Source organism: Microbacterium thalli (assembly GCF_028737325.1).
Taxonomy (GTDB): Bacteria; Actinomycetota; Actinomycetes; order Actinomycetales; family Microbacteriaceae; genus Microbacterium; species Microbacterium thalli.
On the sequence record NZ_JAQZCH010000001.1, the window covers coordinates 1,148,694 to 1,168,965 of the forward strand.

Here is a 20,272-nt window from a genome sequence, read left to right on the forward strand (position 1 = left end):
CCCCGAGGCGGCGCCCCGGCGCTCAGGTCTGCGGGCGCACCGCCACGGGCTGATCGACGAACGAGACGTGGACGCTCTCGCCGTACTCGAGGCGCTCGCCCGCGGCATGCTGAGCTCGCAGGAGCACGCCATCCGCCGTTCGCACCAGCGTGCGGCGGTAGCTGCCCAAGAACGTGCTCTCCTCGACGACGGCACCAACGCTCCGAGCCCCGACTGCCGCCTCGTCGTTCGCGGTCGTGGCGCGCTGCAGGCGCACGTTCTCAGGTCGCACGAGAACATCCACGTCGCCGTCCGGGCCGTCGCCGGTGACGCGCAGCTCGACGTTCCACACCGACACCCGGTCGCCGTGGCGCCGGCCGGGCACCGGGCTGCTGATGCCGACGAACGCGGCGACGTGCGGCGTCTCGGGTCGCAGGTAGAGGTCCTCCGGTGAGCCGACCTGCTCGATGCGCCCCGCGTTCATCACCGCGATACGGTCGGACACCGCCAGCGCTTCTTCCTGATCGTGCGTGACGAAGAGGGTCGTCATGCCGAGCCGCAGCTGGATGCGGCGGATCTCGTCGCGCAGCTGCACCCGGACCTTGGCATCGAGGGCCGACAGTGGCTCGTCCAGGAGCAGCACGCGCGGCTGGGTCACGAGAGCGCGAGCCAGCGCGACCCGCTGCTGCTGTCCGCCCGAGAGCTGATGCGGGAACCGGTCGCCGAGGTGCCCGAGTCCGACGAGGTCGAGCGCGTCGCCCGCGCGCCTGGCGGCATCCCTCCCGCCCACGCCGCGGCGGCGCAGTCCGAAGGCGGCATTGTCGCGGACCCGCAGGTGCGGGAAGAGCGAGTAGGACTGGAAGACCATGCCGAGGTCGCGCTTGTTGGTCGGGACGGCCGAGAGATCGCGGCCACCCACGACCACGGAGCCGGCTGTCGCACGTTCGAGTCCGGCCAGCACGCGCAGCGCGGTCGTCTTTCCGCAGCCCGACGGGCCCAGAAGCGATACGAACTCGCCCGGCGCGACGTCGAGATCGACACCGTGCAACACGCGCGTGGTGCCGTAGTCCTTCACGATGCCACGGAACTCGACTCGCGTGCCTTCGTCGGCGCCGGAGATGAGGGGGTTGTCGGCGGTGCGCGGCAGCGGGTGCAGGAGTGGGTCGGTCGAGGTCACGGAGCGTTCCTTCCAGAGCCGACCCGTCCGATGCGCCCGATGACGAGCAGCAGCACGAACGCGAAGGCGAGAGCGAGCAGGGTGAAGATGGCGGCCGCCCATGCATCCTGGCGGTTGACGACGACGAGCCCGGTCTGAAGCACGGGGCGATTGAGCAGCGAAGCGATCGTGAACTCGCCGAGCACGACGGCGACCGAGATGAGGGATGCGGCGAGCAGCCCGGGCCGCAGGTTCGGGGCGACGACCCGGATCAGGATGGTCGGCCATGCGGCCCCGAGCGTGCGGGCCGCCTCGGTGAGCGTTCGGAGATCGACGGCGTCGATCGAGGCCTGGATCGATCGGTACGCGAAGGGCAGGACCAGGACGCCGTAGGCGAAGGCGAGTGTCCACGCCCCCGTGCCCACGGCGCGCCCGATGGTCAGGTAGATGGGGGCGAGCCCGACGACGAGGACGATGGCGGGGATCGCGATCGGGAGCAGCGCGAGGAACTCGAAACCCCGGCGCAGGTTCGGGAATCGCAACGCGACGAGCACCATCGTGGGTGCGAACAGGAACAGCACGATGGCGACGGTCACGACCGCGAGCACGAGCGAGTTGCCGAGCCCCGTCCATACCGGTGCATACCGCGCAGCGTTCGTAGGATCCGCGATGGCGAGCCAGCGATCGATCGAGTAGCCGCCGTCCGGCGTCGCGAGCGTGAACAGCAGCGTCGCGGCGAAAGGCACGGCGAAGACCACACCGACGATGAGGCCGACCGCCCACCGGGCGACGGGAGAGGGGGCCAGCACGTCTTTCACCGCTGCCACCTCGCGGCCCGCCGCTGGATGAGCGTGTATGCGCCCATCACGACCGAGACGACGACGATCATGCCGAACGCGAGCGCGCCGGCGAGGTTCTCGCGTCCGAGTACGGTCTCGCTCGTGAGCGCCGCGCGGATCTGAAGGGGGACGATCTGCGAGCCCTGGCTCGCCAGCGCCGCCGCCGTCGCGTAGGAGGAGAACGCGTTCGCGAACAGGAGGAGGAAGCTGGCCAGGAACGAGGGCGCCAGCACGGGGAAGCCGACGTGCAGCCAGAAGCCGGCGGGGGTGCCGCCGAGCGTCTGGTGCGCCTCGCCCCAGCTCGGTCTGAGCGCGGAGAGCGCGGGCATGAAGGTGATGATCATGAGGGGCACCTGGAAGACGATGTAGGCGGGGATGAGCCCCGGCAGTGCGTAGATCCACGCGCCGTCCGCGTAGAGATCGATGCCCAGCACCTCGGCGAGGAACCGGGTCACGATGCCCTGCGTCCCGATGGCGGCGATCATGACGAAAGCCAGCATCACCCCGCCGAACTGCGCGAGCACACCGGATGCCGCATCAACGGTCGTGCGGACGAGGCCCCCGTCGCGCAGACCGAGCATCGCCCAGCACACGAGAGCCCCGACGGCGGCGCCGATCCCTGCGGTCAGCAGCGACACCCAGCCCGAGTTGACGAAGGTGGCGACGATGATCGGGTCGGTGAGCGCGGCGACATTGTCGAGCGTGAGCGCGCCGTCGCCGTCGAACAGGCCCGTCGCCAGCGCGAGGGCGGTCGGGAGCGCCAGGAACAGCGCGATGTACGCGGCGAACGGCAGCAGGCCCAGCCATGACCAGTCGGGGTGAACAGCGCCCCGACCGGTCATGGCGGAATCGCCCGGCGCGATGTGCGGAGCCGGGACGTGAGTCACTGGACCGCCGCGGCCCACTTCTCACCGAGCAGTGTGCCGGCGGCGGTGGACTGCTCCTCGGTCGGCACGACGGTCTCGGCGGGGGCTTCGGGGAGCTTCGCCGCGAGCGCCTCGTCGAGCGTTCCTGCAGCCAGCATCGCCTGCATGCGCGCGGGACGAGCACCACCGGCGAGCCAGAGGTTCTGCACCTCGTCGCTGTAGAGGAACTCCTGCCACAGGCGCGCGGCCGCCGGGTTCGGTGCATCACGGTTGATCGCCTGGTTGTAGTAGCCGGCGTAGCCGGTTCCGGGGAAGACGACGGTCTTCCACGTCGGGACGCTCTCGGCGTGCGTCGCGTTGAGGTAGTCCCAGTCGAAGACGACCGGCGTCTCGCCGCTCGCGACCGTGGCGCTGGTGACGTCGAGCTTGAGCATGTTGCCGGCGGCGTTCAGATCGCCGAAGAAGTCGATGCCCGGCTGGAAGTCGTCGAGCTCGCCGCCGGACTGGACGGTGGCCAGACCCACCGCCGCGAAGGCGGCGCCCGCCTGGGTGGGGTCTCCGTTGATGGCGACCGCTCCGCGGTATTCGGCACCGAGGAGGTCCTCGAGTCCTGCGGGCTCGGGGAAACGCGCGGAGTCGTAGCCGACCGACATGTAGCCGCCGTAGTCACCGACGAACAGGCCGGTCGCCTCCTTCAGGGCGTCAGGGATGTCGTCCCACGTCTGCACCTGGTACGGCGCGAAGCGATCGGTGTTCTGGAGGGCGACGGCGAGGCCGAGATCGAAGACGTCGGGCGCCGTGTCGAGACCTTCGTTCGTCTCGGCCGCTTGAATCTCTTCGGCGCTCGAGACGTCGGGGGACTGCTCATTGACAGTGATCTCGGGGTAGCGCTCGGTGAACAGGTCGATGATCTCGCCATAGTTCGCCCAGTCTCGCGGCAGCGCGATGACGTTGAGTTGGCCCTCGGCCTTCGCCGCAGCTTCGAGGTCGGCGAGCGTGCCGAAGTCCGCCAAGCTGGTGGCCGCGGCGGCGTCGGACGAACCGGCGTCGGTGGCCTCGGAGGTGCCGCCGCATGCAGCGAGAACGAGGGCGGATGCGGTCGCGAGGGCGACGGCGGCGCCGGTGCGGCGCAGGATGGTGCGGGACATGGGTTCCTTTCGGGTGGCCCCCGACCGCGCGCACGGGCAGCGCCGGAAGCGGGGGAGCGGAAGGAACCTATGGGCGCCACGTGTCGCACCGGCCCTCGCAGGGTGAACGCGCGGTGACCGTTCCCCGACCTATCGGTGCGCGGGAGCGGCGCCCCGGCCTCGCCTCAGTCGCGGCGTTCCGGTGGCTCGCCGACGGTCACGACCGGGATGGCGTTGGTGAAGGTGCTCGCGCGGCGTTCGGCCTCGGCGCTGCCGGTGAACAAGCCGTCGTTGGTGGGCGTCGGGTCGTGCGTGGTGCGGTGGTCATCGCCGGAGCCGGAGGTTGCGGCATCCGTCATCATGACACGCTGCACCGGAACCGCCTGCGGCATGGTCCGCTGCACCCACATGACCATCGCCTCGCGCACGAGGCAGCGCAGGTCGAACAGCGTGGGGGCGTCCTTGGCGGTGACCAGGATGCGCACGCGCACGTAGCCGGCGACCGCGTCGGTCACCTGCAGCACCGAGGTGCGCCGGTCCCACAGGTCGGTCTGCTCGAGCACGTCGCGCAGGTGCGCGCGCATCGCGGTGGGCGAGACGTTCCAGTCGAGGTCCATCTCGACGGCGCCGAGCAGCTCCGAACCGCGCCGCGTCCAATTCTCGAACGGCGTCGTGGTGAAGTACGTGCACGGCAGCACGAGGCGACGGTCGTCCCAGAGGTCGAGCACGACGTAGCTGAGGGTGATCTCGCCGACCCGGCCCCACTCGCCGTCGGCGACGACGACGTCGTCGACGCGGAGGGCGTCGCTGAAGACGATCTGCAGCCCCGCGAAAACGTTGGCGAGCACCGACTGCGCGGCGAGACCGGCGACCACCGACGCGATGCCCGCCGAGGCCAGGACGCTCGCGCCGACGGCCCGCACCGAGTCGAACGTCAGCAGCACCGCCCCGATGCCGATAACGATGATGATCGCGACGGCGAGACGGCGGACGATCAGCATCTGCGTGCGGATGCGGCGGGCGACCCGGTTGTCGGGCACGTCGATGCGATAGCGCCCGAGCGCGACGTCGGTGACGACGAGGACGAGGGAGGCGAGCAGCCAGGCGCTCGCGGCGATGATGGCGATCGTCAGGATCTGCCCGAGCACCGACCGCCACAGCTCATCGGGGAACGCGGTTTGCACGGCCGCCCACAGGACGATGGCGACGAGCAGCGAACGGAACGGCGTGCGCGAGCGGCGGCCGAGCACCTCGGGCCAGCGCTGCCGTCGCGCGGCGATGCGCAGCGCGATGTGAGCGACCACCGCGATCACAGCCGCGACCGCGAGCCCCACCAGCACGGCGATGCCGAATTCCATCCAGCCGTCCCACATACGTCTTGCTCCTCTCGTCAGCGGAGAAGCCACGATACGGGCGCCGACCGGCGGTGCCTGAACGCTTGCCGGGTGTGCGGGGTGGTGTGTTACGGGGCCAGACGCGTGGGGCCTCGGAAGAGGTAGGTGACCTCGCGGATCGACGACTCACCGAGCAGCAGCATCAGCACGCGGGCCAGCCCCATGCCGAAACCGCCGTGCGGCGGGGCGCCGTACCGGAAGAAGTCGAGGTAGAAGTCGAGGTGCTCGGGCTCGAGGCCCTTCTCCTTGGCCTGCTCGATGAGGACGTCGACGCGGTGCTCGCGCTGCGCGCCCGTGGTGATCTCGACGCCGTTGAAGAGCAGGTCGTACGACTTCGTCAGCCCGGTCTGCTCGTCGCGCATGTGGTAGAACGCACGGATCTCGGGGTGGTAGTCGGTGATGAAGACGAACTGGTGACCGTGCTGCTCGCGCACGTGCGCCGAGATCTGACGCTCGCCCTCGGGGTCGAGGTCGCCGTCGGTGCGGGGGATGTCGTAGCCGCGGGCCGCGACGATCTCACGGGCCTCGGCGAGCGGGATGCGCGGGAACGGCACGGCGGGCACCTCGACCTCGACGCCGAACAGCTCGGCGATCTCGGCGCCGTGCTTGTCTTTGACCGCCTGGAAGGCGAACTGCAGCAGCTCTTCCTGCATGGCCGCGACATCCTCGTGGGAGTCGATCCACGAGATCTCCGCGTCGATCGAGGTGAACTCGGTCGCGTGGCGCGAAGTGAAGGAGGGGTCCGCGCGGAAGACGTCGCCGATCTCGAAGATCTTGCCGAAGCCGGCGGACTGCGCCATCTGCTTGAAGAACTGCGGGCTCTGCGCGAGGTAGGCCGTCTTGTCCTCGAAGTAGGGCACCTCGAACAGCTCGGCGGCGGACTCGGATGCCGAGGCCATGAGCTTCGGCGAGTGGATCTCGATGTAGTCGCGTTCGATCCAGTACGTGCGCATCGCGTGCTCGAGCGTCGTCTGCACGCGGAAGATGAGGTTGTTGCGGCGCTGGCGCAGGTCGAGGAAGCGCCAGTCCATGCGCTTGTCGAGGCCGGAGTCGGCCGCGATCGGCGTCTCGGGCAGGGCGGCCGCGGCGATGTCGAGGTCGCCGATCTTGATCTCGACGCCGCCGAGCTTGACGCGCTCGTCGTGCTTGAGCTGCCCGGTGACGGTGAGGAAGGTGCCCGTCGACAGGTTCGAGATGAGGTCGGTGAGCGCGAGCGCGGCGGCATCCTGCTCGCTGCCGTCCTCGGCGGGACGGGTGGCCGGGTTCACCAGCTGCACCGCGCCCGTCTCGTCGCGCAGGATGACGAACTGCACCTTCTTCTGATCGCGGACGGTCTCGACCCATCCGGAGACCGACACGGGGCCGTCGGGGAGGGCCTGCAGCTGCTGGACGAGAACGCGTTCACTCACGAGGGGAGAGTCTACGCGTCCAGCCATCTGTGACGTGGCGGCCCTAGGCTGTGCCCGGGGCCCGGTCGGGCGACCGTTCACCGAGCGCGAGGGCACCGATGACCGACTTGATCCTGGCCGCGTCCGCCGAGCAGGGCGGCTCGTGGCTGACGACGCTGGCCGACTGGACGGTGTCGCTGATGGACACCATCGGTCCCGCGGGCGCGGCGATCGCGGTCGGCATGGACAACCTCTTCCCGCCGATCCCCAGTGAGGTCGTCCTCCCGATGGCGGGTCTCGCGGCATCGCGGGGCTCGTTCACCCTGCCGGAGGCGATCCTCTGGACGACGTTCGGATCGGTTGCCGGCGCCTACATCCTGTACTTCCTCGGCCGCTGGCTGGGAGCGGACCGCCTGCGCCGCATCGCCGACCGGATGCCGCTGGTCAAGGGCGACGATGTCGTGCGTTCGGTCCACTGGTTCGAGAAGCACGGCTCGATCGCCGTCTTCTTCGGTCGCATGGTGCCGCTGTTCCGCAGCCTCATCTCGATCCCGGCGGGCGTCTCGCGCATGCACTGGTGGAAGTTCGGGCTGCTGACGACGGCGGGCAGCCTGATCTGGAACTCGATCTTCGTCATGGCGGGCTTCCTGCTGGGCGAGAACTGGCACATCGTCGAGCAGTACGCCGAGATCTTCCAGATGGTCGTGATCGTCGTCATCGTGGTCGCGGTGGCCTGGTTCGTGTTCGTGCGCGTACGCGCGCTGCTGCGCGAGCGCCGCGACGGCGGGGCCGAGCGCTCAGGGTCCGCATAGGGGCAGGCGCCGTAGACTGGAGACCGTGCCTGCAGCTCGCCTCCATCTCGTGCGCCACGGGGAGGTCCACAACCCCGGACGTGTGCTCTACGGCCGGCTTCCCGGCTTCGGACTGAGCGAGGACGGTCGCCGCATGGCGCGCGCCGCAGCGGAGCACGTGCACTCACTCGGCAGGCCCGTCACCGGCGTCGTCTCGTCGCCGTTGCAGCGCACGCGCGAGTCGTCCGAGCCCTTCACGGAGATCTTCGGGCTCGAGCCCGCGTTGGACGAACGCGTCATCGAGCCGCACAACGTCTTCGAGGGACGTCGGATGAAGCACGCCCTCGTCAACCCGTTCAACTGGCGGCATCTGCGCACGCCCGCGACGCCGAGCTGGGGCGAGCCGTACCTCGACATCGTCGCGCGCATGGATGCCGCGATGCGCGACCTCTGGCACGCGACCGGCTCCGGTGACGCGGTGATCGTGTCGCACCAGCTGCCGATCTGGATCACGCACCTCGCGATCGCGGGCGAGCCGCTGCGCCACGACCCGCGCCGCCGCCGGTGCGCCCTCTCGAGCGTGACGAGCTTCGAGCTCGACGGGCACGTCTGGCGCGAGGTCGCGTACGCCGAGCCCGCCTCGACCGCGGGCGCCGTCGATGTAGGAGCCGTCTGATGAAGCGCCGTCTGCTGGCCGCCGTCCTCGCCGTCGGGCTCGCCGCGGGCCTGGCAGCCTGCACGAGCCCGAACGACGACCTCGCCGGCCAGTACCGCGAGGGCGACAACAAGGGATTCATCTCGGGCGACGGCACCGTCACCGAGATTGCCGTAGCCGACCGTGGCGAGCCGCTCGAGTTCACCGGCACCGCCGTCGACGGCTCGGCGATCTCGAGCGCGGATTACGCGGGCCGGGTGCTCGTGCTGAACTTCTGGTACGCCCAGTGCGGCCCGTGCCGCGCCGAGGCACCGCTGCTCGAGCAGGTCTACACCGACACCCAGGCGGTCGGCGCGGACTTCCTCGGCATCAACATCTACGACGGTCCCGAGCAGGCCGGCTCGTTCGAGCAGACCTACGGCATCACCTACCCGTCGCTGCTCATGCAGGGCGACGGCGACCTCAAGCTCGCGCTCGCGGCATCCGCGTCGGTGCAGGCCGCGCCGACGACCCTCGTGCTCGACACCGAGGGACGCGTGTCGGCCCGCATCGTCGGACAGCTGCGCGATGCCGGCATCCTGCGCACGCTCGTCGAGGACGCAGCGTCCGCGGGGGTGTCGTGAACCCCGGCGAGATCGTCTTCGGGGGAGCGCTGTGGCTGGCCGTCCCGATCGCGGTGCTGGCGGGGCTGGTCTCGTTCCTCTCGCCGTGCGTGCTGCCGTTGGTGCCCGGGTACCTCGGCTTCCTCGGCAGCGCGGTCACGCCGCGCGAGCCCGCATCGGCCGCCGTCAGGCGTGAACAGTCGGTCGCGGACGCGGCATCCGACTCCGACGGATCGGTGCGCGTCGCCGTCGACACGTCGGCGCCGGCCGGCCCCGGTCGCGGCCGGCTGCTGCTCGGTGTCGGGCTGTTCATCGCGGGCTTCACCGTCGTGTTCCTCGCGATGGGTGTCTTCGCCGGCACGATCGGGCGCGTCTTCTTCGAGTACCAGGACGTCATCACGCGCGTCCTGGGCGCCGTCGTCATTGTGCTCGGTCTCGTCTTCGTCGGCCTGTTCGGTTTCGCCCAGCGCATCTACCGGCCCCAGCTGCGCCAGAACCTCGGGATCGCCGGCGCGCCGCTGCTCGGCATCGCGATGGGCATCGGCTGGGCGCCGTGCATCGGACCGACCCTCGCCGCGATCCTCTCGATCGCCCTCAGCCAAGCCGATCCTGCGCGCGCCGGCATCCTCGCCGTGGCGTACTCGCTGGGGCTCGGCATCCCCTTCGTCCTCCTCGCGCTGGGTGCGAGCTGGGCGACCCGCTCGGTGGCGTTCGTCCGTCGGCACATCCGCGTCGTCAACATCGCCGGAGGCGCGTTGCTCGTCGTCCTCGGCGTGCTGATGGTCACGGGTGTGTGGACCGCCATCATGTCCGTCTTCCAAGGAGTGGTGGCCGGTGTCCCGACCTTCCTCTGATCACGCCGACCCCTCGGCGCCGCTGCGACCGGGCGACCACTCGGACGCCCCCGGCGACGGGGCCGCCGACGGCGACCGCGCCATCGTGCAGCCGCAGCTCGGGGTCGTCGGCTGGCTACGGTGGGGCTGGCGACAGCTCACCAGCATGCGCACGGCGCTCGTGCTGCTGCTCCTGCTCGCCATCGCCGCGATCCCCGGATCGATCGTGCCGCAGCGCGGCGCCGATCCCAACGGCGTCACGCAGTGGCGGGCCGACAACCCCGACCTGTACCCGGTTCTCGACGCGCTGCAGATGTTCGACGTGTACACGTCGGTCTGGTTCTCGGCGATCTACATCCTGCTGTTCGTCTCGCTCATCGGCTGCGTCATCCCGCGCACGAAGCACCACTGGCAGGCCCTGAAATCCCGCCCGCCGCGGACGCCCGCGCGCCTGTCGCGCCTGGCCGATCACCGTTCCGTCGGCGTGCGACTGGCCGGCGACGAGGATGCCGCAGCTGCCGCCTCTGCCGCGATCGACGACGCCCAGCGGCAGCTGCGCAAGTCGGGGTACCGCGTCGAGCGCTACGACACCGGGGGAGCGGCATCCGTCTCGGCCGAGCGCGGCTACCTGCGTGAGACCGGCAACCTCGTCTTCCACGGCGCGCTCGTGGGCGTGCTGCTGTCGGTCGGCATCGGCGGCGGCATGACCTACACCGGGCAGACCGTCATCGTCGAGGGCGACACCTTCGTCAACTCGCTGGGGCTCGGCTACACCTCGTTCAACCCGGGGCGCTTCGTCGACACCGACCAGATGCCGCCGTACTCGCTGACGCTCGACCGTTTCGACGTGTCGTACGGCGAGTTTACCGGCGAGCCCGGGCACGGCATGGCGGGCGACTTCCGGGCGCACCTGACCGTCGCCGAGCCCGACCGTGACCCCCGCGAGGGTGAGGTGCGCGTCAACCACCCGTACGAGATCGAGGGCGACCGCATCTATCTGATGGGCAACGGCTACGCGCCGACGATCACCGTGCGCAATGCCGCGGGCGACGTCGTCTTCAGCGAGGACGTCCCCTTCCTGCCGCAGGACAACAACATGACCTCGCAGGGCGTCGTGAAGGTCGCCGACGGGATGCCGGAGCAGCTGGGCCTGGTCGGCTTCTTCTACCCGACCGCGGCGACGCTCGCCTCGGGTGCGATCGGCTCCGCGTACGGCAACCTGAACAACCCGCTCGTGACCTTCTGGGTCTACCAGGGCGACCTCGGCATCGATGACGGCACCCCGCGTTCGGTGTACACCCTCGATCCGACCGGCATGGAGCAGATCGCCGGCGGCGACTCGGGCCTGTCGTCGCTCGAGCTCGAGCCGGGCCAGACCGTCGACCTGCCGAACGGCCTGGGGACCGTGACGTTCGAGGACGGACGCGCTGCCGGAGCCGAAGAGGCCGTGAAGCGTTACGTCTCGCTGTCGATCCACCGTGATGTGGGCGCACCGTTCGTGCTGGTGTTCGCCATCCTCGCGACACTCGGCCTGCTCGCGGGACTCTTCGTGCCGCGACGCCGGCTGTGGGTCAAGGCCACCCTGACCGACGGCGCCCTGCGCCTGGAGTACGCGGGCCTAGCGCGCGGCGAGGACCCCGCGATCGCACAGGCCGTCGCCGACCTGGCACGCGGCCACCTCGCCGCCCTCGACCGCGACGAGGTCGAGCTGCCGCCCGAAGCCGAGCGCCCCCGCCGGCCCCGCCCCGCCCGCGCGCAAGCGCCCGACGTAAACTGAGGATCATGCCCGAAGACCTGTCGCTGGATGCCGTTTCGGTGCTGCTCGTGTGGACGGCCGTGGCCGTCTACGCGTTGGCCTTCATCGCGTACGCCGTCGACCTGGCTCGCCGGTCCGACCTCGCGCTGAAGGCGAAGGACGCCGCGCCGGCGACGGTCGCCGCCCCCGCCCCCGCCCTCGTCGGTGCGGGAGCGCCGACGATCCGCGAGATCCGCGCCGCCGAGGCCGAGGCCGAGCTCGCGCTCAACGCCCGTCCGGCCGAGCGCCCGCGGCTGCTGTGGGCCCGCATCGGCACCACCCTGACCTGGCTCGGGTTCCTGCTGCACGTCGCCGCCACGGTGCTGCGCGGCATCGCGGCCGAGCGCGTGCCGTGGTCGAACATGTACGAGTTCGCCATGACGGGTACCGTGCTCGTCGTCGCGGTGTACCTCGTCGTGCTCTTCCGCTACGACCTGCGCTTCCTCGGAACGTTCATCACCGGCCTGGTCGTGGTGCTGCTGGGTGGCGCCGCGACGAGCTTCTACGTCGTCGTGGTGCCCCTGGCCGACCCGCTGAAGTCGGTATGGCTCGTCATCCACGTCTTCGTCGCCTCGCTCGCGTCGGCCTTCCTCGCGCTGGCGTTCGCCCTGTCGGTCGTGCAGCTGATGCAGGCGCGGCGCGAGGCGCGGGCGATCGCTCGGGTGGGCGCCGAGGCCGACGGAGCGGCATCCGTGTCGCGCGGCCGCGACGGGGCGCGCTTCCTGCGCACGCTGCCCAGCGCCGACTCCCTCGAGTCGCTCGCCTACCGCTTCGCGATCATCGGCTTCATCTTCTGGACCTTCACGCTCATCGCCGGCGCCATCTGGGCCAACGACGCCTGGGGCCGCTACTGGGGCTTCGACACGAAGGAAGTCTGGACCTTCGTCATCTGGGTCCTGTACGCCGGGTACATCCACGCGCGCGCGACCCGCGGCTGGCGCGGCAACCGCAGCGCCTGGCTGTCGATCGTCGGTTTCTCGGCGGTGCTGTTCAACTTCATCATCGTCAACCAGTTCTTCAAGGGCCTGCACGCCTACAGCGGCCTGAGCTGACCCGACCCGAGCGAGCCGCTCCGCCAGGGAGTGGGGTTTCGCTTGGCGCCTGCTGCCCCTTTGATTCGCGCGAGGGGGCGGATGCTGCCAGGTGAAAGTCGCTGCGGCGGGGAGCGGGGCCCCACTTGGCACCTGCTGCTCGTTCCCCACGCGCGAAGCGGCGATACCTGCCAGCCGAAGCCCCGGCCCCCGCCTCCAGCGAGAGACCGAGCCCCCGTGTCAGGCGGTGGCGGGGCGGCGCAGCAGGGCGCGCACCGAGGTGGTGCGGGCGCGGGCGGTGACGAGCACCGTGACGATCAGCGACAGCATCAGCCACACGATCAGCCCGCCGACGGCTGCCCCCGCCCCGTCGGTCGAGGTGAGCACGGCGAGCAGGCCCTGGTACGCGGATGCCGTGGGGAGCAGGCTCGCGATCTGCGACAGCACTCCGGGAACCGTCGACACGACACCGGTCGCCACGGCCAGCACGGCGACCCCCGCCGCCACCCAGCGACCCGCGCCGCCGAGGACGGCCACGAGTGCCTGGTTGATCGCCGCGAAGGCGACGCCGGCGAGGGCGGACAGACCCGCGAAGGCCGCCCAGGTCCACGGGTCGTACGAGGCCGCGAGTTGCACGACGACGGCGACGAGGACGCCCTGCACGAGCCCGATGACCGCAGCCGGCGCGAAGGCGCGCAGCGCCAGCAGGAACGAGGGTCGGCGCGAGGTCAGGGCTGCACGCGGCACCGCCTGCAGGGCGATGAACGACGCGATGGCGCCGAGCCAGAGGGCGAGGCCGGTGAGCAGCGGGATCGCCGAGGCGCCGAAGAGCTCGGACCCCAGACCCTCCGCCTCGACGGGCGCCGCGACGACGCTCGCGAGGTCCGTGGCCTGCTGATCGGTGTACGACGGGATCTGCTCGACCGCGGTGCCCAGGCCGTCCGCGAGGGTCCGCGAGCCCCCGGCGAGGTCCGCCGTGCCGGTGCGCAGTTCGCCCGTGCCGTCGGCCAGTTCCCGGATGCCGCTGGCGAGCGACTCGGTGCCGGTGGCCAGCTGTCCGGCGCCGTCGGCGAGCTGCGTCGCGCCGTCCGCGAGCGCGGCGGCTCCCGCCGCCGACTGATCCGCACCGTCCGCGACCTGGCCCACGCCGCCTGCGAGGGCGTCGGCGTTGTCGGCGATCGTCCGCAGCTGGCCGGCGATCTGCTGGGGTGCCTGCGCAGCGAACTGGTCGAGTCCACCCGAGGTGTACCCGGCGCCGGTTGCGGCCGTGACCGCGGAGGTAGCGGCCGTGCCCAGGTCGCCGGCGGCGGTGCCGAGGCTCGTGCAGAACGCCGGGCTCGCGCCGCTCGCGATGCAGGTCGCCGCGAGCTGTCCGATCGTCTGGGCGGCCGCCCCCGTCTGTCGTGCCGCGTCGGCGGAAGTTGTCGCGGCGCCCTGGGCCAGGCGGGTCAGCTCGGCAGGAACGAGCCCCCCTTGCTCGATCTGCGCAGCGCCGTCGCGCACGCCGGCGGCGAGCTGCTGCGCTCCGGTCGCCGCGTCGCGGGCGCCGCTGCCGAGTGCGCCGAGGCCGGTCGCGAGCTGTCCGGCGCCGTCGGCGAGGTCGGCGGCGCCCGAGCTGAGCGCACCGGCGCCCGCGGGCAGCTGTGCCGCGCCGTCGGCGGCGGCCTGGGCGCCGTCATCCAGCTGCGCCACGCCGTCGGCGAGCTGTGCTGTGCCGTCGGCGAGATCCCCGGCGCCGCCGGCGGCCTCGCCGAGCTGGTCGCCGAGGGTCGTGAAGCCGAGGAAGACGTTCTCGAGGTACACCGTCGACAGCTGCGACCCCGTGAGCGAGGTCGCCGCCTCGGTGATCTGCGCGACGATGGCGTCGTCGACGACGAGGCTGTCGGGAGCCGTCTCGACGCGGATCGTCGCCTTCTCGGGCGTGCCGCCCGGCGCCGTGGATGTCGCGGCCGACGAGAACCCGCTCGGGATCGTCACGACGGCGTCGTAGGTGCCGTCGGCGAGGCCCGCGGCGGCGTCGTCATCGTTCGAGATGACCCAGGCCAGGTTGCTCGGCACATCGTCGGAGCCTTCGACCAGGCCGGCGGTGAGCTGGCGGCCCAACGGGGCGAGCTGGCCGTTGATCTCGACCGGTTCGTCGTTGTTCACGATCGCCGCGCTCATGTTGTCGAGCCGCTCGACGGGGTTGTACAGGGCGGCGACGAGCACGCCGCCCACGAGCACCGGGAGCAGGATGACCCCCAGGATCGTGAGCCACGTAATGGGCTTGCGCGTCCGTGCGCGCTCGATGGGCAGAGTCATGACGAGATCACCTCGGAGATCGGGTGCGACGGATCGGCCTCGGGCGCGGCGGGCACCCGTCCGGTCAGGGGGAGGGAGTGCGGAGCCGAGCGGCGAGCGTCGGCGAGGATGTCGAGCACGGCGTGCTCGCGGCGGGCAACGGCGACGACGGTGAGCGCTCCGGCTCCGGCGTGGAGTTCGTCGAGCTCGGATGCCGCATCGCGCAGCACCGCGGCGGCCTGGTCGCGGTCACCGCCGGTCAGGCTGTCGAGCCCGTCGACGACGACGATCCGCGTCCCGCCCGCGACGGCGGCGCGCAGCTCGCCGACCGGGTCGGCCGCGCCGTCGAGCAGCGCCAGGCCCACGTGGGCGCGCACCCAGGCGGCACGTTCGGGCAGCAGGTGACCGCCGACGCGGAGTCGGCCGTCGTCGATGCGGAGCCGCCCCGACACCGCGAGCGCGAAGGCGCGGCCGACGCGGGGGTCGGCGTGCGTCGCGACGAGCGACTCGCCGGGCTCGATGCGGAAGGTCGCCGCCGAGAGGATCGATGCCGTCGCGTCGTGGTCGGCGTGCACGATGACGTCCTCGCCGACGAGGGCGGCGGATGTGTTGCGCTCCGGCCAGTCGCGCAGCGACAGCTCGCGCTCGACCGCTTCGCCCTCGATGTCGAAGTGGGGGAGGATGCGGTCGAGCCAGCGCGGCATCCACCATGCCTTCTCGCCGAGCAGGGCCATGACGGCCGGCACCAGCGTCATCCGGATGAGGAACGCGTCGACGGCGATGCCGACGGCCAACCCGAGCGCGATCGGCTTGATCGACGAGTCGCCCTCGGGGACGAACGCCGCGAAGACGGCGAACATGATGACGGCGGCGGCGGTCACGACGCGAGCCGACGAGGTGAAGCCCGAGCGCACGGCGCCGACGGCGGTGAGGCGATCGGCGCGGCCGCCGCGCGCACGGCGACCGTGAACGTAGTCCTCGCGCATCCGCGAGACGAGGAAGACCTCGTAGTCCATCGCCAGTCCGAACAGCACGCCCATGAGGATGATCGGCATGAAGCTGATGACCGGTCCCTCGCGGGTGACGTGGAGCAGGTCGGCGAACCAGCCCCACTCGAACACCGCCGCGACGGCGCCGAAGGCCGCCAGCACCGAGAGCAGGTAGCCCAGCGCCGCCTTGATCGGCACCCAGATGGAGCGGAAGACGATCGTCAGGAGGATGAGCGAGAGTCCGACGACGAAGATGCCGAAGGGCAGCAGCGCCTCGCCGAGACGGTCGGAGATGTCGATGCCGACGGCGGTGAAGCCGGTGACCTTGAGGTCGACGCCGTACTCGTCGAGCAGGCGGTCGTGCTGCGCGCGCAGCTCGCGTACGAGGTCGGCGGTCTCGGGCGAGTCGGGGGCCGTCTCGGGGACGATCTGGACGAGGCCGGTGTCGGCGGTCTCGTTGGGCGTCGCGAGCGCGACCTCCTTGACGCCCGGGATCTGCGCGATGTCGTCGCCGATGTCCTGCATCAGGGTCAGCGGGTCGGTCGAGGTGACGATCGTCCCGGTCATGATCAGCGGGCCGTTCGCCCCCGGACCGAAGTGCTCGGCGGTGAGGTCGTAGGCCTGGCGCGCCTCGCTGGACGGCGGCTGCACACCTGCATTGGGCAGGGCGAGGGTCAGGCTCGCGGCCGGGATCGCGACGACGCCGAGTCCGGCGACGACGGCGATGGTCGTGATGAGCGGATGCCGCGTGACCCCGCGCACCCAGCGCTCGGAGAACGACCGGCGGGGCCGGGCGGCGGCGCGACGCGGACGCCGCGGGCGGCGCCGCCATCCCGCGACGCGCGGACCGACGAAGCCGAGGAGGGCCGGGGTGAGCGTGACGGCGACGACCACCGCGATCGCAACGGCGACCGCCGCGGCGATGCCCATGGTCGTGAGGAACGGGATGCCGGCGAAGCCGAGGCCGATGAGGGCGATGAGCACCGTGATGCCGGCGAAGGCGACCGACGACCCCGCCGTGCCGGTCGAGCGGGCCGCGGACTCCTCGGGGTCCATGCCGGCGCGCACCTGGTCCTGGTGCCGGGCGGCGATGAAGAGCGAGTAGTCGATGCCGACCGCGAGGCCGAGCATCACCGACAGCAGCGGCGTGGTCGCCGAGACCGATGCGAACTGCGTCGCGACGAAGATCAGGGCGGTCGCGAGGGCGACGCCGATGAGGGCGCTCACCAGGGGGAACCACGACACCGCGAACGAGCGGAAGGTGACGATGAGCACGAACAGCGCGATGAGGACGCCGACGACTTCGACGATCGACAGGGCGGGGATGGACGTCGAGAACAGGTCGCCGCCGAGGGCGATCTGCGTACCGGCGGGAAGCTCGTCGCGCAGGTCGTCCGACACGGCGGTGAGCGCGTCCTTCGTCTCCGCACTGATGGCCGTCGCCTCGCCGTCGAACTGCACGCGCACGATCGCGGCCCGGTCGTCCTCCGAGATGAGACCCGAGACCGTCTCGTCGAACGGGTCGGTGACGGCCAGCACGTCGTCGCCCAGGTCGCCGAAGTCGCTCACGGCGCCGGCGATGGCATCCGAGAACGGCTGTTCGCGCACGCTGTCGTCCTCGGGCGCCACGATCACCAGCTGTGCGCTGGTGCCGCTGGCCTGTGGGAACGTGCGGTTCAGCAGCTCCAACCCCTCCTGCGCCTCGGTACCGGGGATGGTGAAGGAGTTGTCGGTGCCCTTGTTGAGCAGCAGCGCGCCGCCGCCGGCGATCACGAGGATGAGCAGCCATGACACGAGCACGCGCCAGGGGTGCCGGAACGACCAGCGTCCGAGGGTGAAGAGGAGGGTGGACACGGGCGCTCCTGATCGTGCGATTCGTCGGTGGATATTCGATACAGCGCTGTATCCGATACACCAATGTATCCTAGGTTCATCGCTCGGCGGCCTGGCTGTACGAACGATGTGAACACGAGGAGCACCATGCACGCGGACGAACGCCCGGCCACCCGCAGTCGTGAGAACACCCGCGCCCGGCTGCTCGACGCGGCGGCCGAAGTGTTCGCCGAGGTCGGTCTCGACGCGGCCTCGGTCGAGGCGGTGTGCGAGCGCGCCGGCTTCACCCGCGGGGCGTTCTACTCCAACTTCGCTTCGAAGGACGAGCTCTTCCTCGCCCTCGTCGAGCGCTCGTCGAGCGAGAAGCTCGATCGCGTCGCCGACCGTGTGCGCTCCCTCGACCGCACCGTGGCGCCCGACCCGTCCTCCCTCGTGCCCGAGGTCGTCGGCGTCTCGCTGGCCGGCATGGAGCCCCGGCTCGTGTCGGAGCTGCGAGCCCAGGCGATCCGCGACGAGCGCATGGCGGCGGCCTACCTGCAGCTGCAGGACGGCATCGTCGAGCGGGTGCGACGCATCATCGAGGACATCCGCGGCGTCTACGAGCTGCGGTTCCGCATCCCGACGGCCGAAGTCGCACGCCTCATGGTCGACCTCGCCGACGCGACATGCGAGCGCGCCGCGATCGAGCGTGTCGGCGAACCCGAGATCACGCGCCAGCTGCACGAGCGCATCGAGCTGCTCGCGACGGCGCTGATCACCGAGTAGCCGCGCCGATCAGCGCGCCGAGGCGAGGATGCCGTGGCAGCGCTCGAGTCGCTCGAGCCACCACCGTCGCCGCTCGGGTGACGCGGTCACGGCGGCGATCGCGTCGGGATCGCCGATCGGCCGCGCCGTCGACAGCATCCCCGAGGCGGGGCGCAGCGCCGGCACCGCGACATCCGCCGTGAAGAGCGACGCCGTGCCGAGGCCGCAGTCGTAGTCGAGCTCGGGCAGGCTGGCGGCGAGGGCGACGCCCATCGACAGCCCGATGCTCGTGTCGAGGGCGCTCGAGACGACGGCGGGAAGCCCGGCCTCGGCGACGACCGCGAGCGCGCGGCGCACACCGCCCAGCGGCTGCGCTTTGATGACCAGCAGGTCGGCGGCGCCGGCGCGCGCGACCGCGAGCGGGTCGTCGGCCTTGCGGACGCTCTCGTCGGCGGCGATCGGGATGCCCATGTAGCGCACGCGCCGGCGCAGCTCCGCCAGCTCCTCGACGCTCGCGCAGGGCTGCTCGGCGTATTCGAGGTCGAACTCGGCCAACGCGTGCAGCGCGTGCTCGGCCTCGTCGAGGTTCCACCCGCCGTTGGCGTCGATGCGCACGCGCCCCTCGGGGCCCATCGCCTCGCGCACGGCCCGCACGCGCGCGACGTCATCGGCGAGGACCTGTCCGCGTTCGGCGACCTTCACCTTCGCCGTGCGGCACCCGTCGAACCGCGCGAGCACGTCGGCGACGCGATCTGCGGCGACGGGCGGCACGGTCGCGTTCACCGGCACCCGGTCGCGACGCGGCTGCGGGCGCGGCATCCATCCGTCCTCGATGGCGGCCGCGAGCCACACGGATGCCTCGGCGTCGTCGTACTCGGTGAAGGGCGAGAACTCCGTCCAGCCGGCGGGGCCCTCGATGAGCATCGCCTCGCGCACGTCGACTCCGCGGAAGCGCGTCGCCAGCGGCAGCGCGACCACGTGCGCCCGCTCGGCGATCTCGGCTGGCGACGGCAGGGGGAGGGGGTGGGCGTCCACACGCTCATCCTGCCACCGCCGCATAGGCTGGCGGCATGGTCTCGGAACTCTTCGATCCCGCGGAATGGTCGCTCGCCCCCGGTGCGGAGGGGTACACCGACATCACCGCGCACGTCTCGAACGACGGTCGTATCGCGCGCATCGCGTTCGACCGCCCCGAGGTGCGCAACGCCTTCCGCCCGCACACCGTCGACGAGCTCTACCGCGCCCTCGACACGGCCCGCCAGGATCCCCGCATCGGCGTCGTGCTGCTGACGGGCAACGGGCCGAGCGCGAAGGACGGCGGCTGGGCGTTCTGCTCGGGCGGCGACCAGCGCATCCGCGGACGCGACGGCTACAAGTACAGCGACGACGAGACCGCCGTGGCCGACCCCGCCCGCGCGGGCCGGCTGCACATCCTCGAGGTGCAGCGACTCATCCGGTTCATGCCGAAGGTCGTCATCGCGGTCATCCCGGGATGGGCGGCCGGCGGCGGACATTCGCTCCACATCGTGTGCGACCTCTCGATCGCCTCGGCCGAGCACGGCCGGTTCAAGCAGACCGATGCCGACGTCGGCTCGTTCGATGCGGGCTACGGCTCGGCGTACATGGCGCGCCAAGTCGGCCAGAAGGTCGCGCGCGAGGTGTTCTTCCTCGCCGAGGAGTACTCGGCGCAGCGGGCCTACGAGATGGGCGCGGTCAACCGGGTCGTCCCGCACGCCGAGCTCGAGCGCGAGGCGATCGCGATGGCACGCACCATCCTCGGCAAGTCGCCCACGGCCATCCGCATGCTGAAGTTCGCCTTCAACGCGATCGACGACGGCATGGTCGGCCAGCAGGTGTTCGCGGGCGAGGCCACGCGCCTGGCCTACGGCACGGACGAGGCGGTCGAGGGGCGCGACGCGTTCCTGCAGAAGCGCGACCCCGACTGGTCGCCGTACCCGTACCACTTCTGA

The 20,272-nt window shown here is 71.3% G+C and carries 17 protein-coding genes; 8 read left to right on the forward strand and 9 right to left on the reverse strand.

All coding sequences use genetic code 11. From position 1 onward, the window contains the following. Positions 1–22: 22 nt before the first annotated feature. The 6 genes from PUW82_RS05605 to aspS all read right to left on the reverse strand — a co-directional run bounded on the left by PUW82_RS05605 (position 23) and on the right by aspS (position 6,770). Positions 23–1,156 (reverse strand): ABC transporter ATP-binding protein, encoded by a 1,134-nt coding sequence (locus tag PUW82_RS05605; RefSeq protein WP_274221305.1) that lies wholly within the window; start codon positions 1,154–1,156, stop codon positions 23–25. After that, the gene (locus PUW82_RS05610; RefSeq protein ID WP_274221306.1) at positions 1,153–1,953 is read right to left on the reverse strand and encodes an ABC transporter permease; all 801 of its coding nucleotides are present in this window, start codon (positions 1,951–1,953) and stop codon (positions 1,153–1,155) included. The genes PUW82_RS05605 and PUW82_RS05610 overlap by 4 nt, the downstream gene beginning before the upstream one ends. Continuing rightward, complete coding sequence (locus PUW82_RS05615; protein ID WP_274221307.1) at positions 1,950–2,816, reverse strand: ABC transporter permease; 867 nt, start codon at positions 2,814–2,816, stop codon at positions 1,950–1,952. The genes PUW82_RS05610 and PUW82_RS05615 overlap by 4 nt, the downstream gene beginning before the upstream one ends. A 41-nt stretch (positions 2,817–2,857) precedes the next feature. Further along, the gene (locus PUW82_RS05620; RefSeq protein ID WP_274221308.1) at positions 2,858–3,988 is read right to left on the reverse strand and encodes an ABC transporter substrate-binding protein; all 1,131 of its coding nucleotides are present in this window, start codon (positions 3,986–3,988) and stop codon (positions 2,858–2,860) included. Between the two features lie 164 nt (positions 3,989–4,152). Beyond that, positions 4,153–5,325, reverse strand: a complete 1,173-nt coding sequence (locus PUW82_RS05625) for a mechanosensitive ion channel family protein (RefSeq protein WP_420792723.1) — start codon at positions 5,323–5,325, stop codon at positions 4,153–4,155. A gap of 104 nt (positions 5,326–5,429) precedes the next feature. After that, positions 5,430–6,770 (reverse strand): aspartate--tRNA(Asn) ligase, encoded by a 1,341-nt coding sequence (gene aspS, locus PUW82_RS05630; protein ID WP_274221310.1) that lies wholly within the window; start codon positions 6,768–6,770, stop codon positions 5,430–5,432. Between the two features lie 98 nt (positions 6,771–6,868). Between aspS and PUW82_RS05635 the strand changes: the two genes are divergently transcribed. From PUW82_RS05635 to ccsB, 6 genes are read left to right on the forward strand one after another with little or no spacing between them, the layout of a single operon-like run. Further along, positions 6,869–7,561: a DedA family protein gene (locus tag PUW82_RS05635; protein WP_274221311.1), complete on the forward strand. Its 693-nt coding sequence runs from the start codon at positions 6,869–6,871 to the stop codon at positions 7,559–7,561. Positions 7,562–7,586: 25 nt separating this feature from the next. Beyond that, the gene (locus PUW82_RS05640) at positions 7,587–8,216 is read left to right on the forward strand and encodes a histidine phosphatase family protein (protein WP_274221312.1); all 630 of its coding nucleotides are present in this window, start codon (positions 7,587–7,589) and stop codon (positions 8,214–8,216) included. Then, the gene (locus PUW82_RS05645; RefSeq protein ID WP_274221313.1) at positions 8,216–8,818 is read left to right on the forward strand and encodes a TlpA family protein disulfide reductase; all 603 of its coding nucleotides are present in this window, start codon (positions 8,216–8,218) and stop codon (positions 8,816–8,818) included. Before PUW82_RS05640 ends, PUW82_RS05645 begins: the two co-directional genes overlap by 1 nt. Further along, positions 8,815–9,651, forward strand: a complete 837-nt coding sequence (locus PUW82_RS05650) for a cytochrome c biogenesis CcdA family protein (protein ID WP_274221314.1) — start codon at positions 8,815–8,817, stop codon at positions 9,649–9,651. The genes PUW82_RS05645 and PUW82_RS05650 overlap by 4 nt, the downstream gene beginning before the upstream one ends. Next, entirely contained in the window at positions 9,632–11,407 is a 1,776-nt protein-coding gene (resB, locus tag PUW82_RS05655) for a cytochrome c biogenesis protein ResB (protein WP_274221315.1), read from the forward strand. Before PUW82_RS05650 ends, resB begins: the two co-directional genes overlap by 20 nt. Positions 11,408–11,412: 5 nt before the next feature. Further along, positions 11,413–12,477 (forward strand): c-type cytochrome biogenesis protein CcsB, encoded by a 1,065-nt coding sequence (gene ccsB / locus PUW82_RS05660; RefSeq protein ID WP_274221316.1) that lies wholly within the window; start codon positions 11,413–11,415, stop codon positions 12,475–12,477. A gap of 219 nt (positions 12,478–12,696) precedes the next feature. Here ccsB and PUW82_RS05665 read toward each other — a convergent pair whose 3' ends face one another. Both PUW82_RS05665 and PUW82_RS05670 read right to left on the reverse strand, forming a co-directional pair. Continuing rightward, positions 12,697–14,757, reverse strand: coding sequence for a YhgE/Pip domain-containing protein (locus PUW82_RS05665; RefSeq protein WP_274221317.1), 2,061 nt, complete (start codon positions 14,755–14,757; stop codon positions 12,697–12,699). Next, positions 14,754–17,579 carry an MMPL family transporter gene (locus tag PUW82_RS05670; protein ID WP_274221318.1) on the reverse strand — a complete coding sequence of 942 codons (2,826 nt, stop codon included), beginning with the start codon at positions 17,577–17,579 and terminating at the stop codon, positions 14,754–14,756. Before PUW82_RS05670 ends, PUW82_RS05665 begins: the two co-directional genes overlap by 4 nt. A 126-nt stretch (positions 17,580–17,705) precedes the next feature. On the opposite strand from PUW82_RS05670, the gene PUW82_RS05675 reads away from it, so the two are divergent. After that, positions 17,706–18,323, forward strand: a complete 618-nt coding sequence (locus tag PUW82_RS05675; RefSeq protein ID WP_274221319.1) for a TetR/AcrR family transcriptional regulator — start codon at positions 17,706–17,708, stop codon at positions 18,321–18,323. A gap of 9 nt (positions 18,324–18,332) precedes the next feature. On the opposite strand, the gene PUW82_RS05680 is transcribed toward PUW82_RS05675, so the two are convergent. Next, a complete protein-coding gene (locus PUW82_RS05680) occupies positions 18,333–19,337 on the reverse strand; it encodes an o-succinylbenzoate synthase (RefSeq protein WP_274221320.1) in 1,005 nt (334 codons plus the stop codon). A 35-nt stretch (positions 19,338–19,372) separates the two neighbouring features. Here PUW82_RS05680 and PUW82_RS05685 point away from each other — a divergent pair, with 35 nt between their 5' ends. Next, positions 19,373–20,272 (forward strand): 1,4-dihydroxy-2-naphthoyl-CoA synthase, encoded by a 900-nt coding sequence (locus PUW82_RS05685; protein ID WP_274221321.1) that lies wholly within the window; start codon positions 19,373–19,375, stop codon positions 20,270–20,272.